Annotated in this window: 16 protein-coding genes and 1 riboswitch; of the genes, 1 reads left to right on the top strand and 15 read right to left on the bottom strand. The window is 37.7% G+C overall.

Annotated features, from left to right (window positions below; genetic code table 11):
• Positions 1 to 60 precede the first annotated feature (60 nt).
• The 8 genes from CWR48_RS11120 to CWR48_RS11085 form a co-directional block, all read right to left on the bottom strand.
• Positions 61 to 702, bottom strand: a complete 642-nt coding sequence (locus tag CWR48_RS11120; protein ID WP_115773308.1) for a response regulator transcription factor — start codon at positions 700 to 702, stop codon at positions 61 to 63.
• A 1-nt stretch (position 703) separates the two neighbouring features.
• The gene (locus CWR48_RS11115; protein WP_115773307.1) at positions 704 to 1789 is read right to left on the bottom strand and encodes a sensor histidine kinase; all 1086 of its coding nucleotides are present in this window, start codon (positions 1787 to 1789) and stop codon (positions 704 to 706) included.
• A gap of 31 nt (positions 1790 to 1820) precedes the next feature.
• A complete protein-coding gene (locus CWR48_RS11110) occupies positions 1821 to 2342 on the bottom strand; it encodes a DNA-deoxyinosine glycosylase (protein ID WP_115773306.1) in 522 nt (173 codons plus the stop codon).
• A gap of 10 nt (positions 2343 to 2352) precedes the next feature.
• Entirely contained in the window at positions 2353 to 3525 is a 1173-nt protein-coding gene (locus CWR48_RS11105; protein WP_245976786.1) for a PstS family phosphate ABC transporter substrate-binding protein, read from the bottom strand.
• 61 nt (positions 3526 to 3586) lie between these two features.
• Positions 3587 to 3994, bottom strand: coding sequence for an HIT family protein (locus CWR48_RS11100; protein ID WP_115773305.1), 408 nt, complete (start codon positions 3992 to 3994; stop codon positions 3587 to 3589).
• Between the two features lie 34 nt (positions 3995 to 4028).
• Positions 4029 to 4736 carry a class I SAM-dependent methyltransferase gene (locus tag CWR48_RS11095; protein WP_115773681.1) on the bottom strand — a complete coding sequence of 236 codons (708 nt, stop codon included), beginning with the start codon at positions 4734 to 4736 and terminating at the stop codon, positions 4029 to 4031.
• A gap of 43 nt (positions 4737 to 4779) precedes the next feature.
• Complete coding sequence (locus CWR48_RS11090) at positions 4780 to 5394, bottom strand: YdcF family protein (protein WP_115773304.1); 615 nt, start codon at positions 5392 to 5394, stop codon at positions 4780 to 4782.
• A gap of 26 nt (positions 5395 to 5420) precedes the next feature.
• Positions 5421 to 5861, bottom strand: a complete 441-nt coding sequence (locus CWR48_RS11085) for a hypothetical protein (RefSeq protein ID WP_115773303.1) — start codon at positions 5859 to 5861, stop codon at positions 5421 to 5423.
• 238 nt (positions 5862 to 6099) lie between these two features.
• Between CWR48_RS11085 and CWR48_RS11080 the strand changes: the two genes are divergently transcribed.
• Positions 6100 to 7056 carry a DMT family transporter gene (locus CWR48_RS11080; RefSeq protein WP_115773302.1) on the top strand — a complete coding sequence of 319 codons (957 nt, stop codon included), beginning with the start codon at positions 6100 to 6102 and terminating at the stop codon, positions 7054 to 7056.
• Between the two features lie 4 nt (positions 7057 to 7060).
• On the opposite strand, the gene CWR48_RS11075 is transcribed toward CWR48_RS11080, so the two are convergent.
• From CWR48_RS11075 to CWR48_RS11045, 7 genes are all read right to left on the bottom strand, one after another.
• Complete coding sequence (locus CWR48_RS11075; protein WP_115773301.1) at positions 7061 to 8011, bottom strand: alpha/beta hydrolase; 951 nt, start codon at positions 8009 to 8011, stop codon at positions 7061 to 7063.
• 151 nt (positions 8012 to 8162) lie between these two features.
• Positions 8163 to 9455, bottom strand: a complete 1293-nt coding sequence (locus CWR48_RS11070; protein ID WP_115773300.1) for a nucleobase:cation symporter-2 family protein — start codon at positions 9453 to 9455, stop codon at positions 8163 to 8165.
• The gene (locus CWR48_RS11065; protein WP_115773299.1) at positions 9452 to 10036 is read right to left on the bottom strand and encodes a xanthine phosphoribosyltransferase; all 585 of its coding nucleotides are present in this window, start codon (positions 10034 to 10036) and stop codon (positions 9452 to 9454) included. The genes CWR48_RS11070 and CWR48_RS11065 overlap by 4 nt, the downstream gene beginning before the upstream one ends.
• 140 nt (positions 10037 to 10176) lie before the next feature.
• Positions 10177 to 10278: riboswitch (purine riboswitch) on the bottom strand.
• Between the two features lie 225 nt (positions 10279 to 10503).
• Positions 10504 to 10872, bottom strand: a complete 369-nt coding sequence (locus tag CWR48_RS11060; protein ID WP_115773298.1) for a VOC family protein — start codon at positions 10870 to 10872, stop codon at positions 10504 to 10506.
• A gap of 323 nt (positions 10873 to 11195) precedes the next feature.
• Positions 11196 to 12551 (bottom strand): MmgE/PrpD family protein, encoded by a 1356-nt coding sequence (locus tag CWR48_RS11055; RefSeq protein ID WP_115773297.1) that lies wholly within the window; start codon positions 12549 to 12551, stop codon positions 11196 to 11198.
• Positions 12544 to 13686, bottom strand: coding sequence for an amidohydrolase (locus CWR48_RS11050; protein ID WP_115773296.1), 1143 nt, complete (start codon positions 13684 to 13686; stop codon positions 12544 to 12546). Before CWR48_RS11050 ends, CWR48_RS11055 begins: the two co-directional genes overlap by 8 nt.
• A 4-nt stretch (positions 13687 to 13690) precedes the next feature.
• Positions 13691 to 14431, bottom strand: a complete 741-nt coding sequence (locus CWR48_RS11045; RefSeq protein ID WP_115773295.1) for an amino acid ABC transporter ATP-binding protein — start codon at positions 14429 to 14431, stop codon at positions 13691 to 13693.

Below are 14431 nucleotides of genomic sequence, written 5' to 3'. Positions count from 1 at the left end.
TGGGATGACCTCATTCAATTTCCCTTAAAACAGCATAACCTCCACATCGAAATGAGGAGGTTATGATTGATTTTCTATATCATGTTTTACAGCATAAATTGCTAATTGTGTCCGATCACGCAATCCTGTTTTTTGTAAAATTGCTGTCAGATAATTTTTTACCGTACCGACAGACAGAAAGAGTGCCTCAGCAATTTCCTTATTCGTTTTCCCATCGCCAATTAATTTTGTTATCGCTATTTCTCTTGGTGTAAGCTCAATCGTCGTTTCTGGTTTATTCGCAGATCGCAGCAGCCTCGGCATAACTTTCGCCGCTACTTCATCATGAAGCGTTAATCCGCCATTCATACAGCTATGTACTGCTTCAATTAATTTCTTCGGCTCCGATGTTTTCAGTAAAAAGCCATTTGCTCCTTCTTTCAGTGCATGTAATGCATATTCATCGTCATTAAAAGTCGTTAAGATTAAGATTTTAATATTTGGCCATTGCCTTTTTATTCTTCTCGTTGCTTCAATTCCATTCATTTCAGGCATTCTGACATCCATCATAATAAAATCAATTACATTTTTTTCCAAAGCCTTGATAGCCTCTAATCCATTCTCTGCTTGATGGGTGACTTTTATATTTTCGTCTTGTTCTAAGATAACCTTTAACCCTTGTCTCACAATTGGCTGATCTTCAACTAATAATACGCGCCACATTCTATGCCCCCTCTCGCGGAATACTCCCTGCAACAACAAACTCTGTTTCTGTCTGGTAAATTGTTACCGTCCCCTTCACCTCATTAATTCGTTGCTTCAAATTTGTTAGGCCAAAGCCGTATGTAAAAGGGGTGGGGTCAAAGACGGTATTCTTAATTTCAAAGGAAATATCTCCCGTTGCTGATTTCCCCAGAGTAACTTGAATTTCTCTTGAGCCTGCATGACGCATTGCATTCGTTAATGATTCTTGAATCACCCTGTAAAGTGCAACGTTTTTAGCATTCGACATCCGGGCGGATAAGACCCCTTGTTTAATCGTGAACTGTACAAGAATATGACTTTCCACTTCAAGCTTATGAATCAGATGAACAATTGTCGCAATCCCTTCACTTTCCTCTGTTTGCAGGGCATTTACAGCTTGTCTTGTCTCTTCCAGGCTATCCTTTGCCATTTTCTTTAAATCTTCGTAGCTATTATTTGGTTCTTGAATCGTTAACATTTCAAGCTGCATAATTAATGCTGTTAAACGATGTCCAACCGAATCATGAATATCCCGAGCGATTTTTGTCCGTTCCTCAAGCCTTGCATTATTTTCAGTATTCAGGTTCATGCGCTTTAAATTTCGATACTCCCCAAGCAGCTGATCATAAATCTCCGCTTGCTCCCTTCTCTCCACTGTCATCCTGTTGATTACTAGGATTAGATAGTATAGGAAGGATGTCATAATAATCATTTCAATCCTTACTTCATCACGGGCAGACAGTAGAAGAAAGGCCTGAACTACCACAACAACTGAATACAACATGAACTGTCTCATTGTTAATCGAAAACTGGCATCAATTAACATATAAAGAATTATAATCACACTAAGCATTGCGTCATTCGTGTTTAGAATGCCATGAATAAATGTAATTGAGACAAGTAAAAGATACAGAATAAATAGGGACTTCTTAAGAGATAGGAAGAAATATATTCCCATACTCAAAGCAAAACAGACAATACTTACGGGGACCTGCTTACTGTCGATAATAATTATAAGCACCCATAAGATACTAAACACTGCAAAACGAAACCAGAATAATTTCATATGTAACTTTCCTGCCTTTAATTAAACATTTCTAGAGATAATTTAAAATTTCTCGCCATGCTTCTACTTTTCCAGTAAATGATTTTGTATATTTACCAGGGATGGGGCTAGTTGACGGCAGCTTTAGAACCTGGACAGCAGGATACCCCGTTAAATCAAAATTTTTCTTAAATGTCGTATAGGATTTCGTTCCATTACATGCAATCAAGCGAATCGAGGGATAATCTTCCAGCAGACCGATAATATCATTCGCTTCTTCATCAACAATATTACTGTCCAAGCTGCCTTGCCGATAGCAAGAACCAATTGAATCCCATAATGCAAGTCTATTACTCTTGGCAAATGTAACTTTATCTTCATATTTTTCAATAGGTTCCTCATTAAATAACTCAAAAAGGATTGGCCAAAAGTGATTTCTTGGGTTTCCGTAATATTCCTGCTTCTCAAGTGAGATTTCCCCCGGCATTGACCCAAGAATCAGCACTTTAGGATTTTGTGGCAAGATTGGTGGGAATGAGATTAGTTTTGGATCGATTGTTATCACTCCATTCATTATTATACATTTATTCTATATTAGTAATTGGCACATATCCTGTTTTTTCAACAAGTGATTGACCTTGTGGTGACAATATCCACTCTAAAAAGGGTTCAATATTCGGATTATTACTGGCTGCAGTCACTGCATAAAAATCGGAAGCCAGTGGATACGTATCGTCCTGAATTGTTTCTTTGCTTGGAAACACACCATCTATTTCCAGATGACGAATCGCATTATTCTTCACCATTTCCATAGAAAAATATCGAAAAGAAAAACCAATTGCATTTGGGTAATTCCGATATCTGGCAGTTTCTTCAATGATGCCACCCATTCCCTCCACAACATTTTCCTTTGGTGCTTCAACAACTGTAGTATTGCCCATTAAATTTATTAGTGCAGTTTGGCTTCCGCTATCCACCGGACGCTGAAATGCTCGGATTTTCTCATTGTTGCCGCCAAATGTTTTCCAATTATCCACTTTGCCAGAATAGACGTCTCTAATCTGCCTGACCGAAAGTCCTTTAACAGGATTTTCGGCATTTACAAAAAACACAAACGCCTCCCTGCCGATAGGCGTCATTTCCAGTTCAACATCACGTTCCTCAGCATCTTGTAATTGCTGCTCTGATGGGCCAGCAACGAAGATAACATCTGCCCTGCCATTAATTAAATTTTGATAGGCATCTGGTGTTGTATTCACCATCACTTCACTCGAATACATATCATATTCTTTTTCCGGATATGTTGCTTGAGCAATAGCTGCATATAACGGATACAATGCAGTTGCACCGTCAAGAACAAGCAATTCATCACCCATTTTGAAATTTGTAGGATTATCCAATGTAGCTAAGTTTGACTCCTTCTCAAATGGCTGGTATGTATATAAATCAACTTCCTGATCCTCCATTGTTTCAAAGCTATTATGGTAAGCCTTGATTTGCTCAAAAACAACTACCGCCACAATACATAGCATAAAAAACGTAATCGCACTGATTTTCCAAATTTTAGGCTTAAGAAAATGGAATATGCCGTTACATATAAAGAAAAGAAGCCCTGCAATCACAATTGCAATAAAGGTCGGGTAAAAGATTACTTCACCGGTAAGCAATAGAAAAAAGATTATAGCAAAGCCAAAAATGATGAACATGAAACTTATAGCAAGAAATAATATAAGTCTGAGCCAGAAATTTGATTCCAATGTTTCCACTCCCGTTTAATCTGGTAATCGTATATACTCAAAATTCCTTTTAATTTGGTAATCAAATTAAAGCTTGTAAAAGGCTTACTTTCAATTTAATCAACACATCACTATTAACTTTAATTTCAGGCTCCACCCAAGCGAATCCATCATCTTTAAACCTTGGTACAACATGCATATGATAATGTTCCACATCCTTGAAAATCCCATTGTTCTGCATAATAGTAATTCCATCCGTATGTAATAGCTTTTCAAGTGCACTTGCTACTTTTTGTGCCACAATAATTACCTCTAGCAGACTTTCTTGGTCAACTTCGGTGAATTCGGGGCAATGCTTTTTTGGAACAACGAGAACATGGCCGTGATTGATTGGAAATTTATCTAAAAAACAGCATACATAATCATTTTCATAGATAATGTATGCTTCGGACTCTCTAGCAATAATCCGGCAGAAAATACAAGGATCCATTGTTTTACTCCTTATTATTTGTAATGAATGATAATTACTTTTTCGATTTAGCTTTCACAATTAAAAAGTGGGGATTTTTCATTAAATATTGATAACCTTTAAGATACTTATGCTTCATTTGGTCACGTGGTTGCGGTTCAATTATTTTACCCAACTGAAAGAATCGTATTGTTTCCATCACAATTTCCTGCAGTGGTCTTCGATAAAAATGAACATCAACTGTTAGATCAGACTTTTTCCATGTATCTGTAAGCAGTTCTTTTTGAAAGTAGTCTTCACTATCGAAATTGTGGAAATCCATAAAAGGATGATGAACAGAAAATAAGAACGTACCTTCATGTTTTAATATACGATTGAATTCTGAGAAAGTACGATCCCAATCCTTAAGATAGTGCAACGATAGAGAGCTGATAATCAAGTCAAATTCATTTTCCCCAAATGGCAGATCCTCTTGTAAATCATGACAAACAAACTTTGCCTTATCACCAATTCTTCTATTTGCCGCTTCTATCATTTTCTTGCTTATATCGACCCCTGTGACAATTGCTCCCTGATGTGATAAATACTCGGAATACCAACCCGCTGCACAACCGGCATCAAGCACAGATTTCCCAGCTATGTTACTCGGAATGTTGCTGATCATTGCTGGCCTTTCATAATCGTTATTATAGGGATTATCGAAGTCTACATTTTCTTCATATGTTTTTGCTAATTTATCAAATATTGCACTTGTCTTTTCCATCACAATAAGGACCCCTTTTTTTATTATCCCTAACCTGGAGCGTTTAGTTCTTAGGCAATTCCACCTCTTCATCTACCAAACTGCCTAACTTTACATATTCAATAATTTTACTCGTTTCCTTCTCCACTCTTTCTCTGCCATAAGGGGTTTTAAACCAATTATTCTCCCTTGTCGTTCGATCATTCACCGCACATAAGGAATAGTTTATCCAGGCAGGCATATAGGTTTTCAGTGTCAGATAGGTTCTGCGCATATGATAGGTAGTCGTCACTACTAGCAATCTATTTATATTATGAAGTCCGAATGCACGGTCAAACACTAGCAAAGAGGCTAGAACATTTTCCTTTGTATGCATGGAATTATTCTCGATTAACATATCTTCTTTGGGCACTCCTAACTCCAGCGCCTTTTCCCGTAATAACTCCGCCTCTGTTAAGCCGCCCTTCTTCCAGGAGACGCCTCCGGAAAATAAGAGTTTCTTTGCCCGCCCCTCATTATATAGCTGAATTGCTTTTGGCAATCGGTACTCCACTGCTTTGCTGCTGCCGAGAACAAAGATACAGTCACCTTTTTCATGATTATCTTCTATATTTCTGTAAATTAATGCGGTCTTCTGCTCATCCGTTAGCATTTCCGATTGCAGTTCTGAAATTTTCATTGTACACCTCTGTAAACTCATACATTTTATTTACTGTTACTTTTCACACGTTCGGATTTTTCATCGTCATCTTGTTTATTAAATCGCAGCTTTTTTAAAAAAACGTATAATTTGTTTTTCATAGCAAATAGCCTTCTCTTAACTGCTGGCGTTTTGCTCATTTTTATTATCAGATAAGTCAATAGGAATAAATTCCATGCAATTAAATATAGAAACATAACCGTTATAAATATTGCCCATAAATCCCCTGTTTTTAATTGTGCCAGTAAATATCCAAGCTCTGTTAGACCATTTGATCGCTGTACAACATAAACGAAGCTAACTAGTGGCGCAAGCAGCGATAGGATAATTGCGAAAGAGGAAAGTGTGCTTAACCATTGTCTAACCAGTCCAATTACTCCCGTCACTAAAGATAAAAGAAGAAAGATATAGTAAATCACCCAGAACCAATTTGGTAAAGTTTCCATACTTCAACACTTCCTTAATTTATGAAAAGTCAATTTTACTTCTCTCTTGATGTAAATTGTTTGCATTACTAACTATATTCTTCATTAATCACGAAAATCCTTCATTTTTTGCAAGAATACCTCTATATTACTATACCCGAATCATGGAAATATTTTAACAATTTATACGCAGTTGCTGAATAATAATGTATATTAAGATTACTATAATATATGTTTGATTTAATCAGGGGTGTAATGAATGAAAGCTATTCTAATTGGGATTTTAGGTGCATTATTCTTTTCTGTTACATTCGTGCTGAACCGATCAATGGAATTGGAAGGCGGCAGCTGGGCATGGAGTGCTTCCCTTCGATATATCTTTATGCTACCAATATTATTCATAATTGTTGGCGGCAAAAGAAATATTAAGCCTGTTATTTTACATATTAAAAATCAGCCAATGCCATGGCTAATTTGGAGCACAATTGGTTTTGGCTTATTCTACGCTCCACTAACATTTGCATCCATTTATGGACCAGGCTGGCTTGTAGCTGCAACCTTCCAAATTACAATCATTGCTGGCTCATTACTTGTGCCATTTTTACATAAAGGGAATAAACAACGGATTCCTGTCCAGAGTGTTTTTATTTCATTAATCATTCTTGCAGGTATTTTTATCATGCAGCTCGAACACGCATCATCTGTTCCACTAATAAATATTGTACTTTGTGTCGTCCCGTTAATAATTTCTGCATTTGCCTATCCGCTTGGGAATCGCAAAATGATGGCATTGGTTGGTAATGAATTAAATACATTCCAGCGCATTTTCGGGATGACAATTGCTTCGATGCCATTTTGGATATTACTCTCCATTTACGGAATGAATGTGCATGGCTTGCCAAGTGAAAGCCAGTTAATACAAACATTTATTGTTGCCATTTCATCAGGTATCATTGCTACTGTTCTATTCTTCTATGCGACAGAAATCGTCCAGAACAATACACACAAACTTGCAGGCGTGGAAGCAACCCAGTCTGGTGAAGTTGTTTTTGCATTAATTGGTGAGATTTTAATATTAAGTGCACCGCTGCCAAGCCTGCTATCGCTGGCTGGAATCGGCCTCGTAATCATTGGTATGATCTTGCATAGTATTGTCTCAGCATTAGGAATGCGAAAAACACTGCCTCCGGTTCAGCGAGTATCTGGTAATGACTAATTCGTTACTCATTTAATGCATCATTGAGGAACTTGGTCAGTCTTTCCTGATACTCTGATGTGGCAAGTGTGTATCCTTTTGTATGAGCCGCATTTGGAACAATCCAAAGCTCTTTATTTCCACCCGCTTCAGCAAAAAGCTGTTGCGCCATTTCGGTTGGCACAAGCTCATCGTCTTCTCCGTGAATGATTAACAGCGGTCGCTTATTGTGCTTCACCTGCTCAATTGCTGACGCTTCTTCAAAAGTATAGCCAGCCCTTATTTTCGTCATGAGACTGGTGAAATCAAGTAATGGAAAAGATGGCAGGTTGTACAAATGCTTGAGCTGGTAGCTTAATTCCTCTTTAACCGATGTATAGCCGCTATCAGCAACAATCCCCTTCACTTCAGCTGGAAGCTTCTCGCCGCTCGCCATTAATACTAATGAAGCACCCATTGATTTTCCATGTAAGATAATTTGCTCTGCTTCATATTCCTTAATTAATAGCTCAATCCACTTTAAATAATCCAGTCGATCATGCCAGCCATAGCCAATATATTCTCCCTTGCTCTCACCATGTCCGCGTGCATCCGGCAGTAAAATATCAAATCCCTGATCATAATAAAATTTTGCATAGTCGCCCATATTTTCACTTTGTTCACGATATCCATGTGCGAGAATAACAGCTTTTCCTGTTGGTGAATCATTTTCAATGAAATTTGCCTGTAATGTTAAATGGTCATTTGAGGTTAGTTCTATTATTTGTAGGTCCTGATTATTGAACCATTGCTTTGCTTCTTCCAAGATCACTTGATCCTCTATCGACACGTCCTGGGTAATCTCATCCCCGCCATATAACTCGACCTCTACACCACGCTTGACACTTTCCCCGTAAAAATAATTAACCGCAAGAAATAACGCAGCAAGCAATAAAATAACAAGAGCACTTGCGACAATAATAATCTTCCCCCTCACGCATACTCCCCCTAATTGTTTATTTATATAATATTTTATTACTTAAAATATTCGAAAGAACACTACAGCTTCTCAAATATCGGCGTAATTTCAATTATATCGGTATTTTGCATAAAAAAATAAAAGCTCAGAATAAATCTGAGCTCCTCTCTTATGCTTGCTTTTCCTTCAGAACAGGTACAGGAACTGATCTTTTCGAAGGAATCATATTAAAAATGATATTCAAGATAATTGCCATTATGCTTCCTGCAACAATTCCATTACTCGTTAAAATTTGAATACTTAATGGCAATTGCGCGAATAACTCAGGGACAACCGTTACACCTAGCCCCATGCCAACAGAGCATGCAATAATCATTGAATTGCCTGGTGATTTAGAAATCTCACTACCTAACATTTTAATTCCTTGCGAGATAACCATTCCGAACATTGCAACCATAGCCCCGCCTAATACGGATGTTGGAATAATCGTTGTTAAGGCAGCAATCTTGGGAACTAACCCTAAGCCAATTAACATAAAAGCAGCTGCAAAAATTACTTTACGGGATTTAACACCACTCATTTGCATTAGACCGACATTTTGTGAAAATGCAGTGTATTGGAAGGCATTAAAGATCCCGCCAAATAAAATCGCAATTCCTTCTGCACGATAACCTTTTGCCAAATCATTTTCCGTTAATTTCTTCTCCGTGATATCACTTACCGCAAAATATACACCAGTAGACTCAACAAGTGAGACCATCGCTACTAAAATCATCGTAATAATGGCAGGCCATTCAAATGTTGGTGTACCAAAATAGAATGGCTGAATGATATGGAAGTAAGATGCGTCACTTACTGCCTCAAAGCTTACTTTCCCCATGAAAGTTGCCGCAACTGTACCTGCAATAAGTCCTAATAAAATAGAAATTGACCGCATAAAACCTTTTGAAAATCGGTAGATCAAAACAATAAGAATTAATGTACCAAAGCCTAAAGAAATATTTGTTAATGAACCGAAATCACTTGCACCTTGTCCACCGCCTAGATTATTAATTGCAACAGGTATCAGGGTGATTCCGATTATGGTAACCACTGTACCAGTTACAATTGGCGGGAAAAATCGGACAAGCTTGCCAAAGAACGTTGCAATGACAACAACAAATATACCTGATGCGATGATCGCACCATATATTGCTGAAATACCATACTGAGCCCCAATCGCAATCATCGGCCCAACTGCAGTAAACGTGCATCCAAGCACTACCGGCAACCCAATTCCAAAGAAGCGATTGCTGACTACCTGTAATAATGTTGCAATCCCACACATAAAAATATCAATTGCAACGAGATATGTCAGCTGTTCAGCAGTAAGCCCTAAAGCATCCCCAACAATTAATGGAACAAGAATCGCACCAGCATACATTGCTAAAACATGCTGAATTCCTAATGCCGCTGTTTTCATATTGTAGTCCCCTCCTTAAATGTCACTTTTCCAGCTGACAGAGAATCAATAATTGCCAATGATTCTACACGGATGCCCTGATCGCGAATTAACTTGCCACCATCTTGGAATCCTTTTTCAATCACAATTCCAACTCCAGCTAGAGTTGCATCTGCTTGCTTCACAATATCAATTAGGCCTAATGCCGCTTGTCCATTTGCAAGAAAGTCATCAATAACAAAGACAACATCATCTTCTGATAAATAAGAATTGGATACCGATATTTCGTTCGTTTCATTTTTAGTAAAGGAGTGAACCTTTGCAGAATACAGATTATCTACTAATGTAAGGGATTTTCGCTTTCTTGCAAATACGACAGGAACACCCAAGCTTAATCCCGCCATAACAGATGGTGCAATCCCTGATGATTCAATCGTTAAAATTTTAGTAATGCCAGCATCAGCAAACAATCTGGCGAACTCCTCACCAATATATTTCATTAATTTTGGATCAATTTGGTGATTCAAGAACGAATCCACCTTTAGTACCGAATCAGATAATACTTTTCCTTCAGCTACAATCTTCTGTTCTAATAAATTCATTTCCTTCCCCTTTCTCACGCTTTAGGGCAATTAAAAAAGCCCCAAAAACGTTCTCCATTCATACCATGAGGGGAGCAATGTTTTCGAGACTTGAAATTCGAAATATGTGAAAGAATTATCCTATTTTAATAGAATAAAACTATCATTCCGTTGCTTCTCATAGTCGGCTCATTTACGGTAAACCGGTAGAAACTTGCAGGCCATATCCCCGCGATTATATGAAAATATTATTCAATTAGAATAGTTATAGTATAGCACCCAAATCTTGAATTTCAATATCTGGCATTAATAAAAAACCATTCGAATAATTATGATAAGTCAACATACTATATGCCCCTTAGAGTTGAAATTGCATATGTATTTGTCCAGTTGTAATTAACTAGCGAAAAGTGAAGTGTGGTTCTATTACTAGCTATAGTCAGCTCTAACAACAAGCAATGTGAAATAGATCTATTTTAATTATAACCTCACTGCCATTCCAAGAATTCTAGTCGATTTCCAAATGGATCATGAATGTAAAATCGATTGGCACCCGGAAGTCTATCATCTTCCGTATAGGCTACATTTTTTGTAATTAAATATGCTTTCATTCCATCTAAATGTTTAACACGAAATGCTGGATGTGCTTTCCTAGCAGCGTTAAATGGTTCCTCAATGCCAATATGAATCTCTACAAATCCAAATCGAAACCAAACACCACCATTTTTCTGTAGTAAAGCTGGTTTTTGTACTTCTTGAAAGCCTAGTATATCTTTGTAAAATTCACGCGCCTGTTCCTCACTTCCATGTGGAGCTGCTAACTGTATATGATCAATCGACTCGTAATGGAAATCCATATTCTCCCTCCTTTATGGTGTCATTGTATCTTATATTTGCAGATAATTATAATACCGATTTCAAATCTATTCTTGATGGATTTAGTTATAACTTCACGATAAAAATAGATTTATTCCAACCTTTAACTCCACTTATATAGTAGAAAAATTTTTATTCCTTCCTATTCTATAAATAACGTTATTTATTTACCATTTCTTTGAAAACAAGGTTTAGCCAAGCTTTTCGGTGACAGCCTTCGGGGAAGTTCGGTTAAAGAGCGACGTCTATCGCAACACCGAACTGACCTACATTCTGTAGACCACCTATGTAGTTAAGAAAGGATTTATACTTTCTTAACTACCAATGAGATAAGATCTGCTATATGCACAATATCCTGTTGGAATAATGTAATATACCGATCAAATTCATTGTTCAATAGATTCTTAGCCTTGATTGTTAAGTCTTCAAGCTTCAATGGTTTTCCCGGGGAACCTATTGGGATATCTGTTCTCGCTTGATATGTTCGTCCATCCGCTAATACTATTTCAACAATACAATATCGACCTTTTGGATAGCTTACTTTTGCCAAAGGAATGGCTGGGTCATATACTCTCTTCATCTTAGCGATAAGTGATTTGACATCTTCTCGAATCGTTTTTACGGAAAATGAATCAATCGATAATTCTACCCCAAGCAGCAATAATGCCACACAATATTCCGCACTAAATCTTCCTTCTTCACCAGTTTTTGGTGACGTATAAACGAGTGCAACATCGCCTTTTTGCGGAAAATATAATTGAATACACTTTATTTTCTTTATATCAAATGCGTATTTCTCAATCAATTCCTTTGTAGCATCAATTGGATGGGCATTAGCAGAGCAACATGGGTATAGTTTAAACCATAAGCCCGGAGTATCAACAGCCCAACTATCACCCCAGTTATCGTACAGTAAACTTGGATTGGAATCCTTCTTTCCATACATTGACAATAACCCATTATTATTAGCAATTGTATTATTGCTGCCAACGATCTGATTCGTAGTAAAATGAAGTATTTGCCACGCCTTCTGTGCTGCCCAACCAGCATGCAGCGGTTTAATCATTGTCCCAAAATGACTTCTCGATCCACTTACCTGTGAGACACATAAATCAATCGATGCACTACATTCCTCTTTTGAAAATGCTAGATAATATGCACCTGCAGCTACTGCGCCATATAACCCAGCTGTTGCTGTCGTATGAAATCCCTTTTCATAATGACTTTTCCCTAATAATTTAGATATCCGTGTCATCACTTCAATCCCAATTAAATATGCCTCATAAAATCGTTCCGAAGCTTTGGAAGTGTCGACCAACGTTAGTAATAAACTTAAAATCACTGCGGAGGGGTGGCCGCGAATCTCCGAATGGACATCATCCAAATCAAGTGCATGTGCAGAATAGCCATTTAATAAACATGCATCGTATGGGTGTGCTTGTTCGCCAGTCCCTATTACCGGCACACTACCATCTCCACCAAAATAGATTTGAGCATTCAACATATTTTTGAAATTTGGATCATAGTTAGCAGTTATATGGCAGCACATTATGTAATCGAATAATCCATTTTTCAAATTCTGTTTAGTTAAGCTGCTAAAATCTTCAAACTTCTGAGTCGAATAGATCTTCTCGACCAATATATTTGTAACATTATTCATTTTCTAAAGCTTTTACTGCTAATGTTGCAAAGAACTCAGCTGCAACTTTAATCGCATTTTCACTTAAATCAAATTCTGGATGATGCCATTCCTTTGGACCGTTTACTCCCATCCATACGAAGAAGCCAGGAATATAATTCTGGTAATAAGCAAAATCCTCTCCAGCTGAACTCGCTTCCGCATCTACTGCTTGATATCCAGCATCCTCGACGGAGGCACGAACAATATCCTCATATGCTGCAGCATTATTGACAACTGGCAAATAAGAATCCCATTTAAAATCGACTGTTCCTCCATTACCGTCTGCAGTTGTTTCTGCTAACTTTTTCATTAAACCAGGGATAGCATCGCGCGCTTCCGGCTGGAACGTACGAACCGTTCCTTGAAGAACGACTTTATCAGGAATAACATTCCATGTGTTCCCGCCATTAATGCTCGTAATGCTAATAACTGCATTATGGAATAAATCGATTCTTCGGGAGATAATCGATTGAACCGCATTTACATACTGACTTGCCATAACGATTGGATCGATTGCATGATGTGGAATTCCCGCATGCCCACCAATACCATTAAACGTAATCTCAAATTTGTCCACACTTGCCATTAACCCTTCTGATTTAACACCAATTGTTCCAACTGGCAAATCAGGCTTATTATGCATGCCAAAAATAGCTGTAACATCTTTCAATACACCATGATCAACCAAATATTTTGCGCCTTGTGCAATTTCTTCTGCGGGTTGGAAGATAATTCTTACCTTTCCACGTAATTGCTCTTTTTGCTCGTTTAGAAGAATGGCTGTACCCAAAATAGATACCGTATGGAAGTCATGCCCACAAGCATGCATTTTTCCTTCAGTCTTCGACTTAAATGGTACATCTGTAGCTTCAGCTATCGGCAATGCATCAATATCCGCGCGTATTGCAATTGTTGGGCCATCTAGTTCCCCCTCGATTTCCGCAATTACACCGGTTTCCAAATTAAAGGAAACAACTGGAATATCATGGTCCTGCAGCCATTCTTTTATCTTCGCGGTTGTATTCACTTCCTCAAATGCAAGCTCTGGATTTTCATGTAAATATCTTCGCTTCTGAATTAAATCCTTTTCCATTTCATCTGTTAATGTAAACATAACATTATTCACCTGTCCCTATCTTCTTTAAGAATTGTTGTGTTCTTGGTGATTGTGGTCGGTTAAAGATCTCATATGGAGTGTTTTCTTCTACAATATTCCCATCCGCCATGAAAATGACCCGATCTGCTACTTCTTCTGCAAATTGCATTTCATGTGTAACGATAATCATCGTAGACTTTTGTTCGGCAATTTCTTTCATTACTTGTAAAACCTCTGAAACCCACTCTGGATCTAATGCAGATGTAGGTTCATCAAAAAGAATCGCAGAAGGATTTACGGCAAGTGCACGTGCAATTCCTACACGTTGCTGTTGTCCGCCAGATAATGTTGCTGGGTATTGATGGAATTTATCTTTCAAACCAACTTTCTCCAATAATTCCTTACCGATTTTTTCTGCTTCTGACTTCTTCATTTTCTTTGCTATGATAAGTGATTCTGTCACATTCTCAAGTGCCGTTTTATTTTTAAATAAATTATAGTGCTGGAATACCATCGCTGTTTGTTGCCTGAGTTGATAAATTGCTTTAGAATTCATTTTTCTTGCATCTACTTTTGTACCAGCAATTTGAATGATTCCTTCCTCTGGCTTTTCTAATAAATTTAAACAACGAAGCAATGTTGATTTCCCTGAACCAGATGGACCGATTATTGCGAGAACCTCGCCCTCATTCACGTGAATATCAATTCCATCCAACACAACATTATTACCAAATCGCTTTTTCAAATTTTTTACAGTAATCAT

The organism is Oceanobacillus arenosus (genome assembly GCF_003369575.1).
In the GTDB taxonomy this organism is placed as follows: domain Bacteria; phylum Bacillota; class Bacilli; order Bacillales; family Amphibacillaceae; genus Oceanobacillus; species Oceanobacillus arenosus.
This window is presented reverse-complemented; position numbering and strand designations above follow the sequence as displayed.

Bases quoted from the DNA above. Each gene is read 5' to 3' on its own strand.
- CWR48_RS11120 (WP_115773308.1), bottom strand. From the start codon at position 702: ATGTGGCGCGTATTATTAGTTGAAGATCAGCCAATTGTGAGACAAGGG.
- CWR48_RS11115 (WP_115773307.1), bottom strand. From the start codon at position 1,789: ATGAAATTATTCTGGTTTCGTTTTGCAGTGTTTAGTATCTTATGGGTG.
- CWR48_RS11110 (WP_115773306.1), bottom strand. From the start codon at position 2,342: ATGAATGGAGTGATAACAATCGATCCAAAACTAATCTCATTCCCACCA.
- CWR48_RS11100 (WP_115773305.1), bottom strand. From the start codon at position 3,994: ATGGATCCTTGTATTTTCTGCCGGATTATTGCTAGAGAGTCCGAAGCA.
- CWR48_RS11095 (WP_115773681.1), bottom strand. From the start codon at position 4,736: ATGGAAAAGACAAGTGCAATATTTGATAAATTAGCAAAAACATATGAA.
- CWR48_RS11090 (WP_115773304.1), bottom strand. From the start codon at position 5,394: ATGAAAATTTCAGAACTGCAATCGGAAATGCTAACGGATGAGCAGAAG.
- CWR48_RS11085 (WP_115773303.1), bottom strand. From the start codon at position 5,861: ATGGAAACTTTACCAAATTGGTTCTGGGTGATTTACTATATCTTTCTT.
- CWR48_RS11080 (WP_115773302.1), top strand. From the start codon at position 6,100: ATGAAAGCTATTCTAATTGGGATTTTAGGTGCATTATTCTTTTCTGTT.
- CWR48_RS11070 (WP_115773300.1), bottom strand. From the start codon at position 9,455: ATGAAAACAGCGGCATTAGGAATTCAGCATGTTTTAGCAATGTATGCT.
- CWR48_RS11065 (WP_115773299.1), bottom strand. From the start codon at position 10,036: ATGAATTTATTAGAACAGAAGATTGTAGCTGAAGGAAAAGTATTATCT.
- CWR48_RS11060 (WP_115773298.1), bottom strand. From the start codon at position 10,872: ATGGATTTCCATTACGAGTCGATTGATCATATACAGTTAGCAGCTCCA.
- CWR48_RS11055 (WP_115773297.1), bottom strand. From the start codon at position 12,551: ATGAATAATGTTACAAATATATTGGTCGAGAAGATCTATTCGACTCAG.
- CWR48_RS11050 (WP_115773296.1), bottom strand. From the start codon at position 13,686: ATGTTTACATTAACAGATGAAATGGAAAAGGATTTAATTCAGAAGCGA.
- CWR48_RS11045 (WP_115773295.1), bottom strand. From the start codon at position 14,431: ATGATTACTGTAAAAAATTTGAAAAAGCGATTTGGTAATAATGTTGTG.